Annotated in this window: 14 protein-coding genes; 11 read left to right on the top strand and 3 right to left on the bottom strand. The window is 69.8% G+C overall.

What is annotated here, in order from left to right:
* Window positions 1–19: 19 nt before the first annotated feature.
* A complete protein-coding gene (locus tag CI089_RS10575; protein ID WP_094261555.1) occupies window positions 20–757 on the bottom strand; it encodes an alpha/beta fold hydrolase in 738 nt (245 codons plus the stop codon).
* Between the two features lie 115 nt (window positions 758–872).
* The gene (locus tag CI089_RS10570) at window positions 873–5,795 is read right to left on the bottom strand and encodes an ExeM/NucH family extracellular endonuclease (RefSeq protein ID WP_256977806.1); all 4,923 of its coding nucleotides are present in this window, start codon (window positions 5,793–5,795) and stop codon (window positions 873–875) included.
* A gap of 220 nt (window positions 5,796–6,015) precedes the next feature.
* On the opposite strand from CI089_RS10570, the gene lepA reads away from it, so the two are divergent.
* The 11 genes from lepA (at window position 6,016) to era (ending at window position 16,942) form a co-directional block, all read left to right on the top strand.
* Entirely contained in the window at window positions 6,016–7,866 is a 1,851-nt protein-coding gene (gene lepA / locus CI089_RS10565) for a translation elongation factor 4 (protein ID WP_023950748.1), read from the top strand.
* Window positions 7,867–7,892: 26 nt separating this feature from the next.
* The gene (locus tag CI089_RS10560; protein WP_094261554.1) at window positions 7,893–8,552 is read left to right on the top strand and encodes a DUF1990 family protein; all 660 of its coding nucleotides are present in this window, start codon (window positions 7,893–7,895) and stop codon (window positions 8,550–8,552) included.
* Window positions 8,552–9,769, top strand: coding sequence for a radical SAM family heme chaperone HemW (gene hemW / locus CI089_RS10555; protein ID WP_094261553.1), 1,218 nt, complete (start codon window positions 8,552–8,554; stop codon window positions 9,767–9,769). Before CI089_RS10560 ends, hemW begins: the two co-directional genes overlap by 1 nt.
* A gap of 80 nt (window positions 9,770–9,849) precedes the next feature.
* Complete coding sequence (hrcA, locus tag CI089_RS10550) at window positions 9,850–10,887, top strand: heat-inducible transcriptional repressor HrcA (protein WP_094261552.1); 1,038 nt, start codon at window positions 9,850–9,852, stop codon at window positions 10,885–10,887.
* A gap of 38 nt (window positions 10,888–10,925) precedes the next feature.
* A complete protein-coding gene (gene dnaJ, locus CI089_RS10545) occupies window positions 10,926–12,047 on the top strand; it encodes a molecular chaperone DnaJ (RefSeq protein WP_094261551.1) in 1,122 nt (373 codons plus the stop codon).
* Between the two features lie 4 nt (window positions 12,048–12,051).
* Complete coding sequence (locus CI089_RS10540) at window positions 12,052–12,780, top strand: 16S rRNA (uracil(1498)-N(3))-methyltransferase (protein ID WP_094261550.1); 729 nt, start codon at window positions 12,052–12,054, stop codon at window positions 12,778–12,780.
* 48 nt (window positions 12,781–12,828) lie between these two features.
* Window positions 12,829–13,176: an HIT domain-containing protein gene (locus CI089_RS10535; RefSeq protein ID WP_094261549.1), complete on the top strand. Its 348-nt coding sequence runs from the start codon at window positions 12,829–12,831 to the stop codon at window positions 13,174–13,176.
* A 46-nt stretch (window positions 13,177–13,222) separates the two neighbouring features.
* Window positions 13,223–14,260, top strand: coding sequence for a PhoH family protein (locus CI089_RS10530; protein WP_256978073.1), 1,038 nt, complete (start codon window positions 13,223–13,225; stop codon window positions 14,258–14,260).
* Window positions 14,257–14,721, top strand: a complete 465-nt coding sequence (gene ybeY / locus CI089_RS10525; RefSeq protein WP_023950734.1) for an rRNA maturation RNase YbeY — start codon at window positions 14,257–14,259, stop codon at window positions 14,719–14,721. The genes CI089_RS10530 and ybeY overlap by 4 nt, the downstream gene beginning before the upstream one ends.
* Window positions 14,718–16,046 (top strand): hemolysin family protein, encoded by a 1,329-nt coding sequence (locus tag CI089_RS10520; RefSeq protein WP_094261547.1) that lies wholly within the window; start codon window positions 14,718–14,720, stop codon window positions 16,044–16,046. Before ybeY ends, CI089_RS10520 begins: the two co-directional genes overlap by 4 nt.
* Window positions 16,043–16,942 (top strand): GTPase Era, encoded by a 900-nt coding sequence (gene era, locus CI089_RS10515; RefSeq protein WP_094261546.1) that lies wholly within the window; start codon window positions 16,043–16,045, stop codon window positions 16,940–16,942. Before CI089_RS10520 ends, era begins: the two co-directional genes overlap by 4 nt.
* Here era and CI089_RS10510 read toward each other — a convergent pair.
* Window positions 16,939–17,541, bottom strand: coding sequence for a hypothetical protein (locus CI089_RS10510; protein WP_094261545.1), 603 nt, complete (start codon window positions 17,539–17,541; stop codon window positions 16,939–16,941). The genes era and CI089_RS10510 overlap by 4 nt on opposite strands.
* Window positions 17,542–17,692: the final 151 nt, after the last annotated feature.

The raw sequence follows: 17,692 nt of genomic DNA, 5'->3' as shown, positions 1-17,692 counted from the left end.
AAGCCGACTTGAGAGTCTATCAGGTCGCGCCGCGAGAGCCGGTATTCGCGAGGGTCGCGAGGGCCAGATCGATGACGGCGTTGAACACGCGCGGACGCATGGCCGTGACGAGGTGGCTGGTGCGGGGGACGACGATCAACTCCGCCTCGGGCGCGAGCTTCGCGAACAGCCGTTCATTGACGCGCAGCTGGTCGTACTGGCCGTTGACGAACCAGGTCGGCACATCGATTCGTCGGATCGCCGCGAGCAGGTCGAGCACCGACAGGCTCGCCAGCGCGACGTCCTGGGCGTCATAGGCGTATCCGCCGGCGCCGAAGTCCGGCCGGGTCTCGACGGGAAGCGTACGGTCGAGCACCCAGTCGGTGATCCGCTGGCCGCGGCCGGGCAAGCGGTCGAACCCGAGGGCGAGCGCTCGATAGACCGCGAGGCCGAATCCACGGGGGATCGCGGTGCAGGATGCGGCGATGAAGGCCGAGACCGGGGGACGTTCCTCGCGGCCGACGTAGGCGGTGCTCAGCAGCCCACCCATCGAGTGGCCCACCAGCAAGACGGGGCCGCGCTCAGCGGCATCCCGAACCGCATGGTCGATCGTCGCTAACGCACCATCAAGGGTGAAGGTCTCAGCCATGCGGGTGCCGTGCCCCGGCAGATCGAGCGCGGTGACGGGAATACCGCGATCCTCAAGATGGGCCACCTGAGCGCGCCACATCGTGGCTGAGGTCCGGATCCCGTGCACGAGCACCACCTGCGCGGTCATGCTCCCACCCTACGGACCGGAACCCGGTGCGGGGAGCGGCGCGACGAGCACACGAACGAGTGTGGGCGACCGGTGATCCCGGCCGCCCACACGTCGCATCAGCGCGTCCGCGAACTCATCGCTCCGAGACGGCACCCCGTCGCCGCGTCACCGCGATGACGCCGCCCGCAACGAGGAGCATCGCTCCCGCGAGCAGAACGCCCAGCGGCGTCTCCGCTCCGGTCACCGCGAGCTGCCCGGAGCGGACGACGGTGATCGCGAAGTCCAGCGGCTGTTCCCCTTCCGTCGAGATCCGCAGCGTGTGCGCGCCCACCGCGAAGTCTGCGGGAATCGCCACCCGGAACGTGGTGACCCCCGAGCCGTCAGCGGCCGGGATGCCGCGTACCTCGATCGGCTCGCTGAACAGGGTCGCGCCGATCTGCTGGCCGGGCTCGATGCCCGAGACGCGCACATCGATGAACCCGCCCTGCTCGACCCGAGTGGTGGAGAGGTCGACCTGCGCCCACGCCGCCGTGCCCGGGTCGACACCCGGCTCGGTGCCCGGGGCGGTGCCCGGCTCGCCGATACGGACGGGGATCGTGACCGTCGTCTCCGTGGCATCCGTCGTCAGGACGAGCTCGGCGGCGCCGTCCGGGAGGTCGGCCGGAAGCGGCACCGACACGACCGTGCTTCCGCCCGCGACCGGTGCGGACGCGATGACCTCGCCGCCGAGCGAGACATCCACCGCACCGTTCTGGGGTGCTCCGAGGCTCGTCATGTCGAGGTTCGACACGGTGAGCTGGAGCGTCGAGCCCGCGGCCGCGGTCTCGGGCACGCCCTGGACGCGGACGGCGCGCTTCGTGAACGAGGGCGCGACGGGCTGCTGCGCGCCGAGGTACTCGATCCAGGCCTCGTGGTCGAGGAAGCCGGTGTCGACGTAGTCGGTGCCCGCGGCGAAGGCGCGGAAGTTGTCTCCCGAGCCGGATGCGAGGAACGAGAGCGTGCCGATGCGGTACTCGGCGTCGAGGTCGAGCGGTTGGCCGTCGACCGTGACCGAGGTGATCCGGCTACCCTCCGGGCGGGTGTCGTCGAACGTGTAGGTCACGTTGTCGGACAGGCCCAGCTGCAGGTAGGGACGCGACGGCACGTTGCCGTCCTTGTCGCGCTGCCACTGCTGTTCGAGGACGCGCACGAAGTCGGCTCCCGTCAGGGTCACGAGGGCCATCGTGTTGTTGAACGGCAGCACGGCGTAGGCCTGACCCCAGGTGATCGTGCCGTCCGGCACGCCCGCGACCGCGTTGGCCCCGAACTCGGCCTGCGTGTCGAACAGGTCGGCCCGGAGGCCACCGGAGTTCGTCACGCCGATCTGCGCGCCGTTCGGCAGATTCGCCAGGTTGGAGCGGATCGACTCCGCGACGAGGTTTCCGAGCGAGGACTCCGACGCCCGGTCGTCGCGCTTGCCGCCGGCGTAGGCGCCGTCGGCGTACGACCCGCCCGAGTACGCGCTGGTGATGTCGGCGGAGATCGTCGCGACCGGCGTGTTGCCGATCTCAGCGAAGTCCGCGAGCGCCTGCCGGACGATCTCGTCGACCTCGGCCACGCGCGGGTACGTCGCGATCAGGTCGGCGGCGGGGGTCTTGGTCTGTCCGACGTTCTCCTGCGTGTGCGAGACGACCTCGCCGCTCGTGGGATCGACAGAAAGAACGACCTTGCCGACGAACTCTCCGTACGAGCCGGTCTGGACGATCGGACGAGTCCGGTCCGTTCCCGGGATCGGCGCCGACCACGCGTAGAGCTTGTGCGTGTGACCGGTGTAGATGGCGTCGACCTCGGGGGAGGTCTCGTTGACGATGCGGGCGAAGACCGCACTGTCGGCGACGGCCTCGTCGAGGCTCGCGTCCGAAGCGCTGTCGGCCGCACCCTCGTGGTAGAGCGCGACGATGACGTCGGCCTGGTCGCCGGAGCCGTCGGTGAGGTCGGTTGCGACGCGGTTGACCGCTTCGACGGGGTCGCCGAACTCGAGACCGGCGATGCCCGCGCCGCTCACCAGCGACGCGGTCTCCTCCGTCACGACGCCGATGACGCCGATCGTGAGGCCTTGAGACTCGATGAGCTCGTACTCGTCGAACTGGGGATCGGTCGTACCGGCGGCGTAGACGTTCGCCCCGAGGTGCGAGAAGTCGGCACGCGGGATGACGCGGTCGCGCAGGTCGGCGAAGCCGCGGTCGAACTCGTGGTTGCCCACCGCGCTCGCCCGCAGGTCGAGGGCGTTCAGCACGTCGATCGTCGGCTCGTCCTGAGCGAGTGACGACGCCGGGAGCGAAGCCCCGATGTTGTCACCGGCCGACAGCAGCACAGCGTCGGGAGCGGCGGCGCGCAGCTCCTCGATGGTTCCGGCGAACCCGACGGTCCCCGGAACCTCGGGCTGGGCCTCCACCTTGCCCTCGGCGGGCTTGGCAGGCGTGACGCCGGTGATGCGGCCGTGGAAGTCGTTGATCCCGAGCAGCGTCAGATCGATGGGCTCGACCGGGGCTGTGGCCTCCGCCGAGAGACCGACCTTGACCGGGTCGTGATCGGAGGAGCGGAAGGGGCCGTCGTCGTGGAAGTTCACCGGGAAGTAGTTGTACCGGCTGTACTCCAGGAAGATCGACTCGCCCGCATTGATGTTCCACACGTCGGCGCCCGTAGCGCGCTCGTACGCGGCCTCGTTCATGAGGATGTGGTCGAGCGAGCCGGAAAGCTCCTGGAACACGTAGCTGGTGTCCGTCGGATCGAACGTGATCCCCGCGTCGACATATCCCGACTCGTAGAACACCTGCATCGGGTCCTCCTGCGAGTAGGAGTTGAAGTCTCCCGCCAGCAGGACGGAGTCCACGTCGCCCTGGATCCGATCGACCCACGCGTCGAGCGAGCGCGCCTGTCGCACGCGCGACTCGTTCGAGGCTCCCTGGCCGTCTCCCGTGTCGGCGTCACCCGCCCAGGGACCCGCCGAGCCCTTCGACTTGAAGTGGTTGACGACGAAGAGGAACGGCTCGCCGCCGTCGACCGGGGCGAAGGCCTGCGCGATCGGAGCCCGTGCGTTCTGGAAGGCCTCGCCCGCGTCGGACTCGGTTCCGAGAGCCCGAGCGTCGCCGACGCGTTCGACGGCGCTCGGCTGGTAGATGATCGCGTTCGTGATGACGTCGCGCCCCGCGGCATCCGGCAGCTCGTCCGACGACGGCACGAACGCCCAGCGCTCCGAGCCGGCCGCCGCGTTCAGAGCGGCGACGAGCGAAGCGGTCGCCTCGTCAGGCTGCTCACCGAGCCGCGCCGAGTCCTCGATCTCCATGAGACCGACGACGGAGGCATCGAGCGCGTTGATCGCGGCGACGATCTTCTCCTGCTGGCGTTCGAAGGATGCCGCGTCCCACGCCCCGCGCTGATCGCAGCCCCCGCGGACGTTGGTCCCCTTGCCCTCGCGATCGGTGTAGGCCTGGCAGGTGCTGTCTTCGACACCCAGGGTCGTGAAGTAGTTCAGGACATTGAACGACGCCACCGAGACGTCCCCGCCGACCTCCGCCGGAACGGCGGTGCGCGTGTTCTCGACGGTGATGTCGTCGTCGCGGTTCTCACCGGCGACGATGTGCCGCACGGGGCTCAGCTTCCACGCGTCGTTGCGGTAATCGAAGACGACCGGCGCGTCGAACGTCACCCGAGCGCCGACGCGAACGGGCTCGCTGGTCGAGATGTAGGGCGGTGTCGCACCGGCTGCCCCGAGGTTGCTCGACGACCCGTCGTCGAGCACCACGCGGCGTGCGGCGTTGTCCGCCGCGACGGCCGCCGCTTCCGCGGAACCGGGACGAGCGACATCCGTGGGCTGGCGCAGCGGCTCGGCACCCGTGGCGAGCACGAGCTCGCCGAATCGGTTGAGGTTGTAGTTGTCGGCGACGACGAAGTCGCCCTGCGGCTGAACCAGCATCGACTCGAGCGCTTGGCGGTGCGCGTCGTCGGTCGGCCACGCCACCGTCGCCGGCACCACCGGGGCCGCGTCGGCGATCGCCGTCGCACCTCCCGGGCCGACGGTGAGCTGCGTCAGCCCGAAGTAGTCGCCCACGACACCGGTGACGCGCACCGTGCTACCGGGCGTGACCTCTCCGACCGCAGCGGGGGAGTAGACGAAGATCGCGTCGGAGGCCCGATGCGTCGCGAAATCGATCGCACCGCCGGTGCCTCCTGTCTGGATGACGTAGCCGTTGTACCCGCCCGTGGGATAGTGCGCCGTGACGACGCCTTCCGTCGTGACGGTCTGACCTGCCAGGGGCGAACGAGCGCCCGTGCCCTGGATGTCGGCGATGGTCGCCGTCACGGGCTCACCGGGCTCACCGGGCTGCTCCGGCTCACCAGGCTGCTCAGGGGTCGTGCCGGCCTTGCCCTGGGGCGTCGGCGCTCCGCCAGCGAAGTCGGCCCGGTTGTCGGACGTGTTCCGCGCGGCCTCGTCGCGGGCGATGCTCGTCGCGTTGGACGTCGCCGGTGCCGCGCCGGAGCCTGCGAAGTCGGTCGCGTTGCCCCACCCGACGTAGTCGACGACAGCGTCGTTCTGCGCGAGGCCCGATCCGCCGCTGAGCGCGGCCGTCGAGTTCACGAGCGCGACCTTGCCCTGCGTGCCGCTCATCGGGATGGAGCCCTCGATGTCGGCCGTGAAGCCGGGCAGCGCGGCGTTACCGCCGATGGCCTGGCCGATCAGCAGGTGCCCGCCGGGCTCGATGGTGGCACCCGCCAGAGTGGTCACCTGCCAGTTGGAGCCCGTGCTCGACGCGTACTGGACGCTCCAGCCGTCGAGCGACACGGCGGCATCCGAGGTGTTGCGCAGCTCGATGAAGTCGCGGTTCAGGGGCGCGCCGCTGTTTCCACCACCGCCGTAGATCTCGTTGATCACGACGGGCGCGTCAGCGCCGACCGCGGCACTCGCGGGCATCGCGGCCCACCCCACACCTCCCGCCACGATCGCGACGGCGGCGCTCGAGGCCACCCATCTGTGCCAGGGGCGTCGCGCGGGCGCGACAGGGTCTGCTGTGATCACGGTGCTCTCCCGGAGGCGGACCGGGCGCGGGGGATATCGCGCAACCACCGGCCGCCGCACTGAGCATTCGACGTCATCGACGTGTTCGGCAAGTAGCGGAATGGTTAATTGTTTATCACCCAGCTGAGTGCTGGCGTGTCCGGCCTTCGGCCTCGTAGCATCCCGCGCGCGAGGGTTCGCGGCAGTGCCGTCGCGCGGCCCCGGGTAGACTCTCCGGGACATGTCTCCGCGCGCACTCCAGCCGCTCGCGCCTGCCGCAACGCCGCCCGAGCTCATCCGCAACTTCTGCATCATCGCCCACATCGACCACGGCAAGTCGACGCTGGCCGACCGGATGCTGCAGATCACCGGCGTCGTCGCCGACCGCGACATGCGGGCCCAGTACCTCGACCGCATGGACATCGAGCGCGAGCGCGGCATCACGATCAAGAGCCAGGCGGTCCGGATGCCGTGGTCGAAGGACTCCGGCACGTTCGCGCTGAACATGATCGACACGCCCGGTCACGTCGACTTCACGTACGAGGTCAGCCGCTCTCTCGCGGCGTGCGAGGGCGCCATCCTGCTCGTCGACGCCGCGCAGGGCATCGAGGCTCAGACGCTCGCCAACCTCTACCTCGCACTCGAGAACGACCTGCAGATCATCCCGGTCCTCAACAAGATCGACCTCCCGGCGGCCGACCCCGAGAAGTACGCCGCGGAGCTCGCTAACCTCATCGGCGGTGACCCCGAAGACGTCCTCCGCGTCAGCGGCAAGACCGGCATGGGGGTCGAAGATCTGCTCGATCGCATCGTCGACCGCATTCCCGCCCCCGTCGGCGACCCCGAGGCACCGGCGCGCGCGATGATCTTCGACTCTGTCTACGACGCCTACCGCGGCGTCGTCACCTACGTCCGCATGGTCGACGGCAAGCTCGAACCGCGCGAGCGCATCCAGATGATGTCGACGCGCGCGACGCACGAGCTGCTCGAGATCGGCGTCTCGAGCCCCGAGCCGATCCCCACGAAGGGACTCGGCGTCGGCGAGGTCGGCTACCTGATCACGGGTGTGAAGGACGTCCGCCAGTCCAAGGTCGGCGACACGATCACCAACCACCGCAAGCCGGCGTCCGAGGCGCTGCCCGGATACACCGACCCCAAGCCGATGGTGTTCTCCGGCATCTACCCGATCGACGGCAGCGACTACGGCGACCTGCGCGAGGCTCTCGACAAGCTCAAGCTGTCAGACGCGTCGCTCCAGTACGAGCCGGAGACCTCGGTCGCGCTCGGATTCGGATTCCGCTGCGGCTTCCTCGGGCTGCTCCACCTCGAGATCATCACCGAGCGCCTGTCACGCGAGTTCGGCCTCGACCTCATCACGACGGCACCGTCGGTGACCTATGAGGTCGCGACCGACACCGGCGAGACCGTCGTGGTGACCAACCCCAGCGAGTACCCCGACGGCCGCGTCGCCGAGGTGTCCGAGCCGGTCGTGAAGGTCGGCATCCTCGCCCCGAAGGACTACGTGGGCACGGTCATGGAGCTCTGCCAGTCGCGCCGCGGCACCCTCCTCGGCATGGACTACCTGAGCGAGGATCGCGTCGAGCTGCGCTACAACATGCCGCTCGGCGAGATCGTCTTCGACTTCTTCGACCACCTCAAGTCGCGCACGCAGGGCTACGCGAGCCTCGACTACGAGCCCGCCGGGTCGCAGACCGCCGACCTGGTGAAGGTCGACATCCTCCTCCAGGGTGAGAAGGTCGACGCGTTCAGCTCGATCGTCCACCGCGAGAAGGCCTACGCTTACGGCACGATGATGACCGAGCGCCTGCGCAAGCTCATCCCGCGCCAGCAGTTCGAGGTGCCGATCCAGGCCGCCATCGGCGCACGCATCATCGCCCGCGAGAACATCCGCGCGATTCGCAAGGACGTCCTCGCCAAGTGCTACGGCGGTGACATCACGCGTAAGCGCAAGCTCCTCGAGAAGCAGAAAGAGGGCAAGAAGCGCATGAAGATGGTGGGTCGCGTCGAGGTGCCGCAGGAGGCGTTCATCGCCGCGCTGTCGGGCGACGTCGAGGGCAAGGACAAGAAGTAGCCCCACGGGGAGCAACGAGGAGACCCATGCATCAGCGACGCGGGACCTTCCGAGACGAGACCGTCGACTACGCGGCGGTCGGTGCGACGCGCGCCCACGACCTCATGGCGTATCCGCCCGAGCACAGCATCCCGGCCGAAGACGCCTGGCGGATCGGCAGCGGGCAGGCACGCTTCGACACCGCCGCCGACCTCCTCATGTCGTGGGCGGCGCTCCGTGGGGCAGGTCTGCGCGTAGCCGATGTGCGGCCCGCATCGGGGCCGATGTACACCGGCGTCGCGTTCGACGACCAGGGCAACGCCGTCGCACCCAGCAGCATGGAGCACGAGCAGCGCTTCGCTGCGGACGGCACCCCCTACGTCGGAGCCGGCACCACCCTGCAGGTCCACGGCCGGGTGTCGGGCCAGAGCGCGGATGCCGAACTGCGGGTGATCTTCGTCGACGAGGAGCCGCGACGTGTCGCGTTCGCGCTCGGCACGGTCGGCGGCTCCGTCGTGAGCGGTGAGGAGTCGTTCCTCCTCGAGTGGCGCGACAACGACGAGGTCTGGTTCGTCGTGCGAGCGTTCGACCGCCCGACAGCGCTGGCCTATCGCCTGCTCAAGGGCCTCGTCCGTCGTCGGCGCCGGCTGCTGTTCCAGGGATATCTCCGCGCGATCTCGCCGCTGTACGCGACGCCCGGCGCCTGATGGGGGCGGCACTGCCGATCGGTGATCCGGTGCCGGTCGGCGGCACCCTGCCGGACGACCTCGTCATCGACCCCGATGTGCCCTTCGGGGTATACCTGCACGTCCCCTTCTGCCGGGTGCGGTGCGGATACTGCGACTTCAACACCTACACCGCCACCGAGCTGCGGGGCGCGCGGCAGGACGCGTACGCCGACGAGGTGCTGCGCGAGATCGCGCTGTCGGCCTCCGTGATCGACGAGCGCGGCCCCCGGCGTGCGGCGCAGACCATGTTCTTCGGCGGCGGCACACCCACGCTGCTTCCGGCCGGCGACCTCGCGCGGATGCTCCAAGGAGTGCGTGACACCTTCGGCATCGCCGCCGACGCGGAGGTCACGGTCGAGGCGAACCCGGACACGATGAGCGCGCGCGTCGCCGACGAGCTGGCCGCGGCGGGCGTGACGCGCCTGTCGATCGGCATGCAGTCGGCCGTACCGCACGTGCTGGCGGCCCTCGACCGGACGCACGACCCCGCGAACGTCTCGACCGCCGTCGCCGCCGCGCGCGTGGCCGGACTCGACGTCTCGGTCGACCTGATCTACGGCGCGCCGGGGGAGAGCCTCGACGACTGGCGGCGCTCGGTCGACACCGCGGTGGCGCTCGAACCCGACCATGTGTCCGCCTATGCGCTGATCATCGAGGAGGGCACCCGTCTCGAGCGTCAGATCCGCCGCGGTGAGGTGGCCGCGCCCGACGACGATCTCCAGGCCGACATGTACGAACTGGCCGATGACCGTCTCGCCGCCGCCGGCTTCTCCTGGTACGAGGTCTCGAACTGGGCCCGGTCGACCGACCAGCGCTCGCGCCACAATCTCGCCTACTGGCGGGGCACCGACTGGTGGGGATACGGACCGGGGGCACACAGTCACCTCGCGGGTCTCCGATGGTGGAACGTCAAGCACCCGGCCGCATACGCCCAGCGTCTCGCGGCAGGCGACTCGCCCGCGGCCGGGCGGGAGCGCCCCGATGCGGATGCCCGGCGCCTGGAATCCGTGCTCCTGCGTTCGCGGATCGTCGACGGACTCGCGATCGACGAACTGGACGCCCATGCACGCCGCTCCGTGGCATCCCTCATCGCCGACGGTCTCATCGAGGGCCCCGAAGCCGTCCGCGGTCGCGTCGTCCTCACCCGGCGCGGACGCCTCATGGCCGATGCTGTCGTTCGCACGCTCACGGAGTGATCGCGCGGAGACGGCCCGGGTCCTCCACGGGATAGAATTGGCACTCGCAGACATCGAGTGCCAAACAGGAGGTGACGGACATGGTCTCAGAGCGCGGACTGCAGGTGCTGCGGGCGATCGTGCAGGACTATGTCGACACCCGCGAGCCCGTGGGAAGCAAGTCGATCGTCGAACGCCATGCCTTCGGCGTCTCGGCCGCCACGATCCGCAACGACATGGCGCTCCTCGAGGACGAGGAGCTCATCGCCGCCCCGCACACGTCGTCGGGACGCGTCCCGACCGACAAGGGATACCGCGTCTTCGTCGATCACCTGGCGGGCCTGCGCCCTCTGAGCGCGGCCCAGCGCTCGGCGATCACGACCTTCCTCGACGGACCGACCGACCTCGACGACCTCCTCGTCCGCACGGTGCGCGCTCTCACCCAGCTGACCGGCCAGGTCGCGATGGTGCAGTATCCGTCGTTCGCGCGCGCACAGGTGTCGCATCTCGAGCTGGTCGACCTGGGCGGCGGGCGTCTCGTCGTCATCGTCGTGACCGACACCGGTCGCGTCTCCCAGCGCGTCGGAGTGGTGCGGACACTGCTCGATGAGGGACAGTTCGCCGTGGCCAAGGCGACACTGCGCGCAGCCGTCACCGGCGCCGCCGTGCGCGACGCGGTCACCGCCGTCTCAGCCCTCGCGGAGGGCGACTCGGTGGGCGATCCGATCGGCGACGCCGTGCGAGAGATCGCACGTATCCTCGTCGAAGAGCTCGAGACGTTCCGTCAGGACCGGCTCGTGATGGCCGGGACCGCGACGCTCGCGCGCCGCGAGGCCGACTTCCGCGGGAGCATCTACCCCCTCCTCGAGGCCATCGAGGAACAGGTGACGCTGCTTCGGCTCATGGGCGAGATGGTCGCCGACGACCGCGGCGTCGCAGCGCGGATCGGCCGCGAGAACGAGGCGTACGGGCTGTCCGAAGCTTCGGTCGTCACGAGCGACTACGACGTCCCGGGCTCGCATGCCCGGGTCGGCCTGATGGGACCCACCCGCATGGACTACCCGACGAACCTCGCGACGGTCCGCGCCGTCGCGCACTACCTCAGCCGGCTCCTCGACGAAGACGAGAAGTCCCGCTGACCCACCCACCCACGCCCCTCCGGGCGGAAAGGCGATCCGTGGCTGACCACTACGAGGTCCTGGGCGTCGCGCGCGACGCGTCGCCCGACGAGATCAAGAAGGCGTACCGACGCCTGGCACGAGAACTGCACCCCGACGTGAACCCGGGCGAGGATGCGTCCGAGCGATTCAAGCTCGTAACCCACGCTTACGACGTCCTCAGCGACCCCGAACAGCGTCAGCGCTACGACATGGGCGGTGACTCCGCCGGCGGCTTCGGCGGCGCCGCCGGCTTCGGGGGCTTCAGCGACATCTTCGAGACCTTCTTCGGCGGCGGCGCCGGAGGCGGCGGTCGCGCCGGGCGTCCGCGCTCCCGACGCGAGCGCGGACAGGACGCCCTCGTCCGGGTCACCCTCGAACTGGGCGACGTCGTGTTCGGCGTGCATCGCGACATCGAGGTCGACACCGCCGTGCTCTGCGACACGTGCCAGGGCTCGTGCTGCCAGCCGGGAACACAGCCGGTCACCTGCGACGTCTGCCACGGCGCGGGGAACGTGCAGCGCACCGTCCGGAGCCTCCTGGGCAATGTCGTGACGTCGCAGCCCTGCAACGTCTGCCAGGGCTACGGCACGACGATCCCGTACCCGTGCACCACCTGCCAGGGGCAGGGACGTGTCCGGGCTCGCCGCACCGTCTCGCTCGACATCCCCGCCGGCGTCGAGACGGGCCTGCGCCTGCAGCTTCCCGGATCCGGCGAGGTCGGCCCGGCCGGCGGCCCCAACGGCGACCTCTACCTCGAGGTCACCGTCGCTCCGCACGACGTGTTCAGCCGCGAGGGCGATGACCTGCTCGCCACGCTCGAGGTGTCGATGCCCGATGCCGTCCTCGGCACCAGCACGACGATCGAGTCACTCGACGGCCCCGTCGACCTCGAGCTGCGCCCGGGCGTCCAGTCCGGCGATGTCCTCACCATCAAGGGACGCGGGATCACTCCGCTTCGCGGCACGACGCGCGGAGATCTGCGCGTCGGCGTCCATGTCGTCACCCCGACGCGCCTCGACGCCAAGGAACGGGCGCTCATCGAGGAGCTGAAGAAGCGGACGAAGTCTCCGGCCCCGCAGCTCGCCGAGTTCCACCAGGGCCTTTTCGCCAAGCTCCGCGATCGGTTCCGGAACAGCTGATCGCATGGCGTTGCACTTCCTGGTCGACCCGCCGCTCACCGCTCAGCCGGCCGAGTCCGTCGAGCTCACCGGCGCCGAAGCCCATCACGCGGCGGGCGTGCGACGCGTGCGGGTCGGTGAGGCGGTGACCGTCGGCGACGGCGCGGGAGCGTGGCTGGAGGGGACCGTCACGGCCGCCGATCCCAAACTGGTACGCATCGAGGTGCACTCGCGGGTCGAGCACCCCGCGCCCGCGCGGCGCGTGACACTGATCCAAGCGCTCGCGAAGGGCGATCGCGACGAGCTCGCGGTGCAGGCCTGCACCGAGCTGGGTGTCGACGCGATCGTGCCCTGGCAGGCTGCGCGAAGCGTGTCGCGGTGGAGCGGGCCGAAGGTCGAGCGCGGTGTGCAGCGGTGGGCGACCATCGCCCGCGAAGCGGCGAAGCAGGCGCATCGCGCGTGGCTGCCCGACGTGGCAGCACCCGTGTCGACGTCCGAGATCGCGGTGCGGTGCGGTGCGGAGCGGGTGCTGGTGCTCGAGCCGACGGCGACGCGACGACTGAGCGATGTCGAGCTGGGCGAGGGCGACGTGTCGCTCGTCGTCGGCCCGGAGGGCGGGATCGCCGCCGATGAGCTCGACTCACTCATCGCCGCCGGCGCGCTCACGGTGCGTCTGGGCGACACGGTCCTGCGTACCTCTACGGCCGGCCCGGCCGCGCTGGGCGTCGTCAACGTCGCCCTCGGCCGCTGGTGACGCCGAGCCGTCCGTCCCGTCGTCGAACCCCGTCGATAGACTGAACGAATGAGCGAACCGTCTGTCTTCACGCGCATCCTTCGCGGCGAGATCCCCTCCGAGATCATCGCCGAGACCGAGAACGCGTTCGCCATCCGCGACATCGCGCCGCAGGCGCCCGTCCACCTCCTCGTGATCCCCAAGACCGAGCGCTACCGCACGGTCGTCGAACTCGCCGCGGGCGACCCCGCCCTTCTCAGCGAACTCGTCGGGCTCGCCAACGCCGTCGCCGCCGAACACTCCGACGGCGACTTCCGACTGATCTTCAACACCGGCCCCGGCGCGGGACAGACCGTGTTCCACGTTCACGCCCACGTCCTCGCCGGTGGCCTCTCCGAAGGGAGCCTCGGTGGCTGATGCTTCCGAACCCGCCGTCGCGACGATCCTCGCCGACGGTGTCGCCATGGTCCAGCTGCTCGGACCCCAAGACCGTCTCCTGCGCGTCGTCGAGCGGGAGCACCCCGACGTAGATGTCCTGGTTCGCGGCAACGAGATCACCCTGACCGGGACGGCGGATGCCGTCGCCGCAGCCCGATCGCTCGTCGACGAGCTGATCGCCATGGCTCGCGCGGGACAGGGGCTCGACCCGAGCGATGTCACGACGTCCAGCCGCATCCTGCAGCGCCGGAGCGGCGATGAGGGCCCCCGTCCGTCCGAGGTGCTGGGCGAGGCCATTCTCTCCTCGCGCGGCAAGGTCATCCGCCCCAAGACCCTCGGTCAGAAGGCCTACGTCGACGCGATCGACGAGAACACGATCGTCTTCGGCATCGGTCCCGCGGGAACCGGCAAGACCTACCTCGCGATGGCGAAGGCGGTGCAGGCCTTGCAGCGCAAGGAGGTCAACCGCATCATCCTGACGCGCCCCGCCGTCGAAGCGGGGGAGCGCCTGGGCTTCCTGCCCGGCACCCTCACCGACAAGATCGACCCCTACCTGCGGCCGCTCTACGACGCGCTCAACGAGATGCTCGACCCCGAGCTCGTCCCGAAGCTCATGGCGACCGGCACGATCGAGGTCGCGCCGCTGGCCTACATGCGCGGACGTACGCTGAACGATTCGTTCGTCGTGCTCGACGAGGCGCAGAACACCACCCCCGAGCAGATGAAGATGTTCCTCACTCGTCTCGGGTTCGGCACGCGCATGGTCGTCACCGGCGACATCACGCAGGTGGACCTTCCCCAGGGCACGTCAGGACTCCGCACCGTCACGCGCGTTCTGAAGAACATCGACGACATCCATTTCGCGACCCTCACGAGCGACGACGTCGTGCGGCACACGCTCGTCGGGCGCATCGTCGACGCATACAGCGAGTACGACGAGCAACGCCTCGCCGCCCGCCGTGAGCGCGACGAGGCGAGCGAGTTCGCCAACCGGGCCGAGCGGCGCACCGCGGCGCGGCCCGCCGGTCCGCGCGACCGACTCCCGAAACGAGGACGCTCATGACCATCGAGATCACCAACGAGTCCGGCGTGTCCGTCGACGAGACCGTGCTGCTGCGCCTGACCGAGCACAACCTCGCACAGCTGAACGTGAGCCCGGACGCCGATCTCGCCATCCTCCTCGTCGACGAGGGCGCCATGGAGTCGCTGCACGTCCAGTGGATGGACGAGCCGGGCCCGACCGATGTGCTGAGCTTCCCGATGGACGAGCTGCGCCCGGGAACCGAGGACGCACCCACGCCGCCGGGGCTCCTCGGCGACATCGTGCTGTGCCCCCAGGTGGCCGAGGCTCAGGCGCAGGCCGCGCGTCACACGACGCTCGACGAGCTCATCCTCCTGACGACGCACGGACTGCTCCATCTGCTGGGGTTCGACCACGCGGAGCCGGAGGAGGAGCGCGAGATGTTCGGGCTCCAGCGCGAGCTGATCTCGGCCTTCCACGCGAGCGAGCGCCGCCGCGCGTGACCGTCTTCCTCCTCGTCCTCGGCGCGGTGTTCCTCGTCGCGCTCGGGGGTCTGATGGCCGCTCTCGACGCGGCGCTCGGTGTCACTTCGCGGGCGGATCTCGCCGATTGGGCCGAGTCGAGCCGACGACAGCAGGCCCTCCGCCGCATCGCCGATGACACCACGGCCCACGCCAACGCCGTCGTCTTCATCCGCATCCTCGCCGAGTCGACCGCGGCCGTGTTCGTCACCGCCGCGCTGACGCTGGCGCTCGAGAACCTGTGGTGGGCGATCCTCGTCGCCGCCCTCCTCATGACAGCGGTGTCCTTCGTCCTGGTCGGCGCGAGTCCGCGATCGGTCGGCCGTCAGCACGCCCGGGGTCTGCTCATCGCCTGCGCTCCGATCGTGCGCGGTGCTCGCATCGTGCTCGGGCCCCTCGCGCATCTCCTGGTGATCGTGGGCAATCGCGTCACGCCGGGCGTCTCTCGCGGCACGTCCTTCGCCTCGGAGGAACAGCTCCTGAGCATGGTCGACGAAGCGGTGTCGCAGGACCTCATCGAAGCCGACGACCGCGACCTCATCCACTCGGTGTTCGACTTCACCGACACGCTCGTGCGCGCGGTCATGGTGCCGCGCACCGACATGGTCACCGTGCCGCAGACGGCGACGACGCACGAAGCGCTCGCGCTCTTCCTCGAGCGCGGCGTGTCGCGGGTACCGGTCACCGACGACGAGCGCGATGACATCGTCGGGGTCGTCTACCTCAAGGACCTCGTGCAGTTCTCGTACGGCGAGACGACGGGTTGGCGCGACGTACCCGTGGGCCGGGTGGCGCGGCCGGCCGTGTTCGTCCCCGAATCGATGCGCGCCGAATCATTGCTGCAGCAGATGAAGCGGGATGCCGTCCACGTGTGCCTCGTCGTGGACGAGTACGGCGGTGTCGCGGGCCTCATCACCCTCGAGGACCTCATCGAGGAGCTCGTGGGCGAGATCGCCGATGAGTACGACCGCGGGGCAGCCGAGGTCGTCGAGCTCGAGCCCGGCCGCTACCGCGTGAGCGCGCGCCTGGGACTCGACGAGGTCGGCGAGCTGTTCGGCATCGAGCTCGACGACGACGACGTCGACTCGGTCGGCGGGCTGCTGGGCAAGACGCTCGGGCGGGTGCCGATGCCGGGTGCGACCGTGACCGTCGACGGGATCACGATCACCGGCGGCGTCTCGCGTGGCCGCGGGCGGGGCCTCGCGACCGTCTTCGTCGAACGCGCCCCCGCCGACGCGACGGACGATACGACGCACCCGCGAACCGGAGAGGTCCGCGTGGCACGAAGAGGAGAAGACAGCAGATGACCGCAGCAGAGACCCGGTCGGGGTTCGTGACCTTCGTCGGACGCCCCAATGTGGGGAAGTCGACGCTGACGAACGCCCTGGTGGGGGAGAAGGTCGCGATCACGAGCGACAAGCCGCAGACGACGCGGCGCGCGATCCGCGGCATCCTGAACCGGCCCGGTGGACAGCTCGTCATCGTCGACACGCCAGGCATCCACAAGCCGCGCACCCTGCTCGGCCAGCGCCTGAACGACCTCGTCGAGCAGGTACTGGGCGACGTCGACGTCATCGGCTTCCTCGTGCCCGCCGTCGACAAGGTCGGACCGGGCGACCGCCGGATCGCCGCGTCGCTCGACGGCTATCCCCGTGCGAAGAAGGTCGCCATCGTGACCAAGACCGATCTGGCGAGCCGTGACGAGATCATGGAACGCCTCATGGAGGTCGACAGCCTTCGCGAGGATTGGGCCGCTGTCATCCCGCTCTCCGCCGTAACCGAGGACCAGCTCGACGTGCTCGCCGACGAGCTGCTCGCGCTGATGCCCGAAGGGCCGGCGCTGTACCCCGACGACGTGGTGACGGATGAGTCGACGGAAGACCGCATCGCCGAGATCATCCGCGAAGCCGCGCTCGAAGGCGTGCGCGACGAACTGCCCCACTCGATCGCCGTCACGGTGGAGGACGTCGCGCCTCGCGAGGGTTCCGACCTCACCGATGTCTACGCCAACATCGTGGTCGAGCGCGACAGTCAGAAGGCCATCATCATCGGCCGCAAGGGCTCACGGCTCGCGGATGTCGGCGCGCGTGCGCGCGCGCAGATCGAACCCCTCGTGGGGACGCGGGTGTTCCTCTCGCTGCGCGTCCGCGTCGCGAAGGAATGGCAGCGCGACCCCAAGCAGCTCGGGCGTCTCGGGTTCTAACCGATCTCCCGCATCGCCGACTGGATGACGACGACGCCCGCGCCGAACTCGGCGTCGGCGGCATCCTGAAGGGTCCCGTCGTCCCAGACGACCGTGACCCAGAGCCGGCCGTCGTACGCTCCGGAGGCGAGCACGGTGTCACCGAGCGTGTCGTGCACCCGCTGCTCGACGTCTCGCAGTGTCGCGTCGTCCGCCGTGCCGGGCACGCCGCCCGTCGGGTCGGGAAGCGGCATGGGGTCGTACAGTGCCAGCGGAACCGCCGGCGCGGTCACCGTGAGCGACGATCCGTCGTAACGTCCCTGGACGGCGTACGCGCCCCACGTCGCGCCAGACATCGTGGTCGCGTCGGTCACCGACGCCCAGTCCCACGCCTCGAGCGGGATCCCGGAGCACTGCGGCGGTGCCGACTCCGCGACCGCTCCGAGACAGAGCTCGGCACCGGAGCCGTCATCGAGGACCGTCCCTTGCGCAACGACGTCGCCGCTCGGCGGCGCGGGGTCGAGGGAGGTCGGGCCGGCCGCGGGCGTAGAGGCGCATCCCGCCGTCAGGGCGATCGCACACATCAGGAGGGCGGACGAGCCCGCGCGCGCACTTCTCATATCCCCACAGTGTCGCGCACGAGGCCTTCGTCTCAGGCGAGGCACGCCCGTGTGCGTCCCGACGGTGAGCGGGGTGTAACCTGGGCGCATGCGCTTCGGCCGACTTCTCCTCCTTAGTCGCCGCGACGAGTCCTCGTTCTAGGGCCTCTCT

This window comes from Microbacterium sp. Yaish 1 (assembly GCF_002245215.1).
In the GTDB taxonomy this organism is placed as follows: Bacteria; Actinomycetota; Actinomycetes; order Actinomycetales; family Microbacteriaceae; genus Microbacterium.
This window is presented reverse-complemented; position numbering and strand designations above follow the sequence as displayed.

What these genes read in the sequence shown, in the direction of transcription:
- era (WP_094261546.1), top strand. Translation starts at nt 16,043, where the DNA reads ATGACCGCAGCAGAGACCCGGTCGGGGTTCGTGACCTTCGTCGGACGC.
- CI089_RS10540 (WP_094261550.1), top strand. Translation starts at nt 12,052, where the DNA reads ATGGCGTTGCACTTCCTGGTCGACCCGCCGCTCACCGCTCAGCCGGCC.
- ybeY (WP_023950734.1), top strand. Translation starts at nt 14,257, where the DNA reads ATGACCATCGAGATCACCAACGAGTCCGGCGTGTCCGTCGACGAGACC.
- hemW (WP_094261553.1), top strand. Translation starts at nt 8,552, where the DNA reads ATGGGGGCGGCACTGCCGATCGGTGATCCGGTGCCGGTCGGCGGCACC.
- lepA (WP_023950748.1), top strand. Translation starts at nt 6,016, where the DNA reads ATGTCTCCGCGCGCACTCCAGCCGCTCGCGCCTGCCGCAACGCCGCCC.
- CI089_RS10530 (WP_256978073.1), top strand. Translation starts at nt 13,223, where the DNA reads ATGGTCCAGCTGCTCGGACCCCAAGACCGTCTCCTGCGCGTCGTCGAG.
- CI089_RS10560 (WP_094261554.1), top strand. Translation starts at nt 7,893, where the DNA reads ATGCATCAGCGACGCGGGACCTTCCGAGACGAGACCGTCGACTACGCG.
- CI089_RS10575 (WP_094261555.1), bottom strand. Translation starts at nt 757, where the DNA reads ATGACCGCGCAGGTGGTGCTCGTGCACGGGATCCGGACCTCAGCCACG.
- CI089_RS10535 (WP_094261549.1), top strand. Translation starts at nt 12,829, where the DNA reads ATGAGCGAACCGTCTGTCTTCACGCGCATCCTTCGCGGCGAGATCCCC.
- hrcA (WP_094261552.1), top strand. Translation starts at nt 9,850, where the DNA reads ATGGTCTCAGAGCGCGGACTGCAGGTGCTGCGGGCGATCGTGCAGGAC.
- CI089_RS10510 (WP_094261545.1), bottom strand. Translation starts at nt 17,541, where the DNA reads ATGAGAAGTGCGCGCGCGGGCTCGTCCGCCCTCCTGATGTGTGCGATC.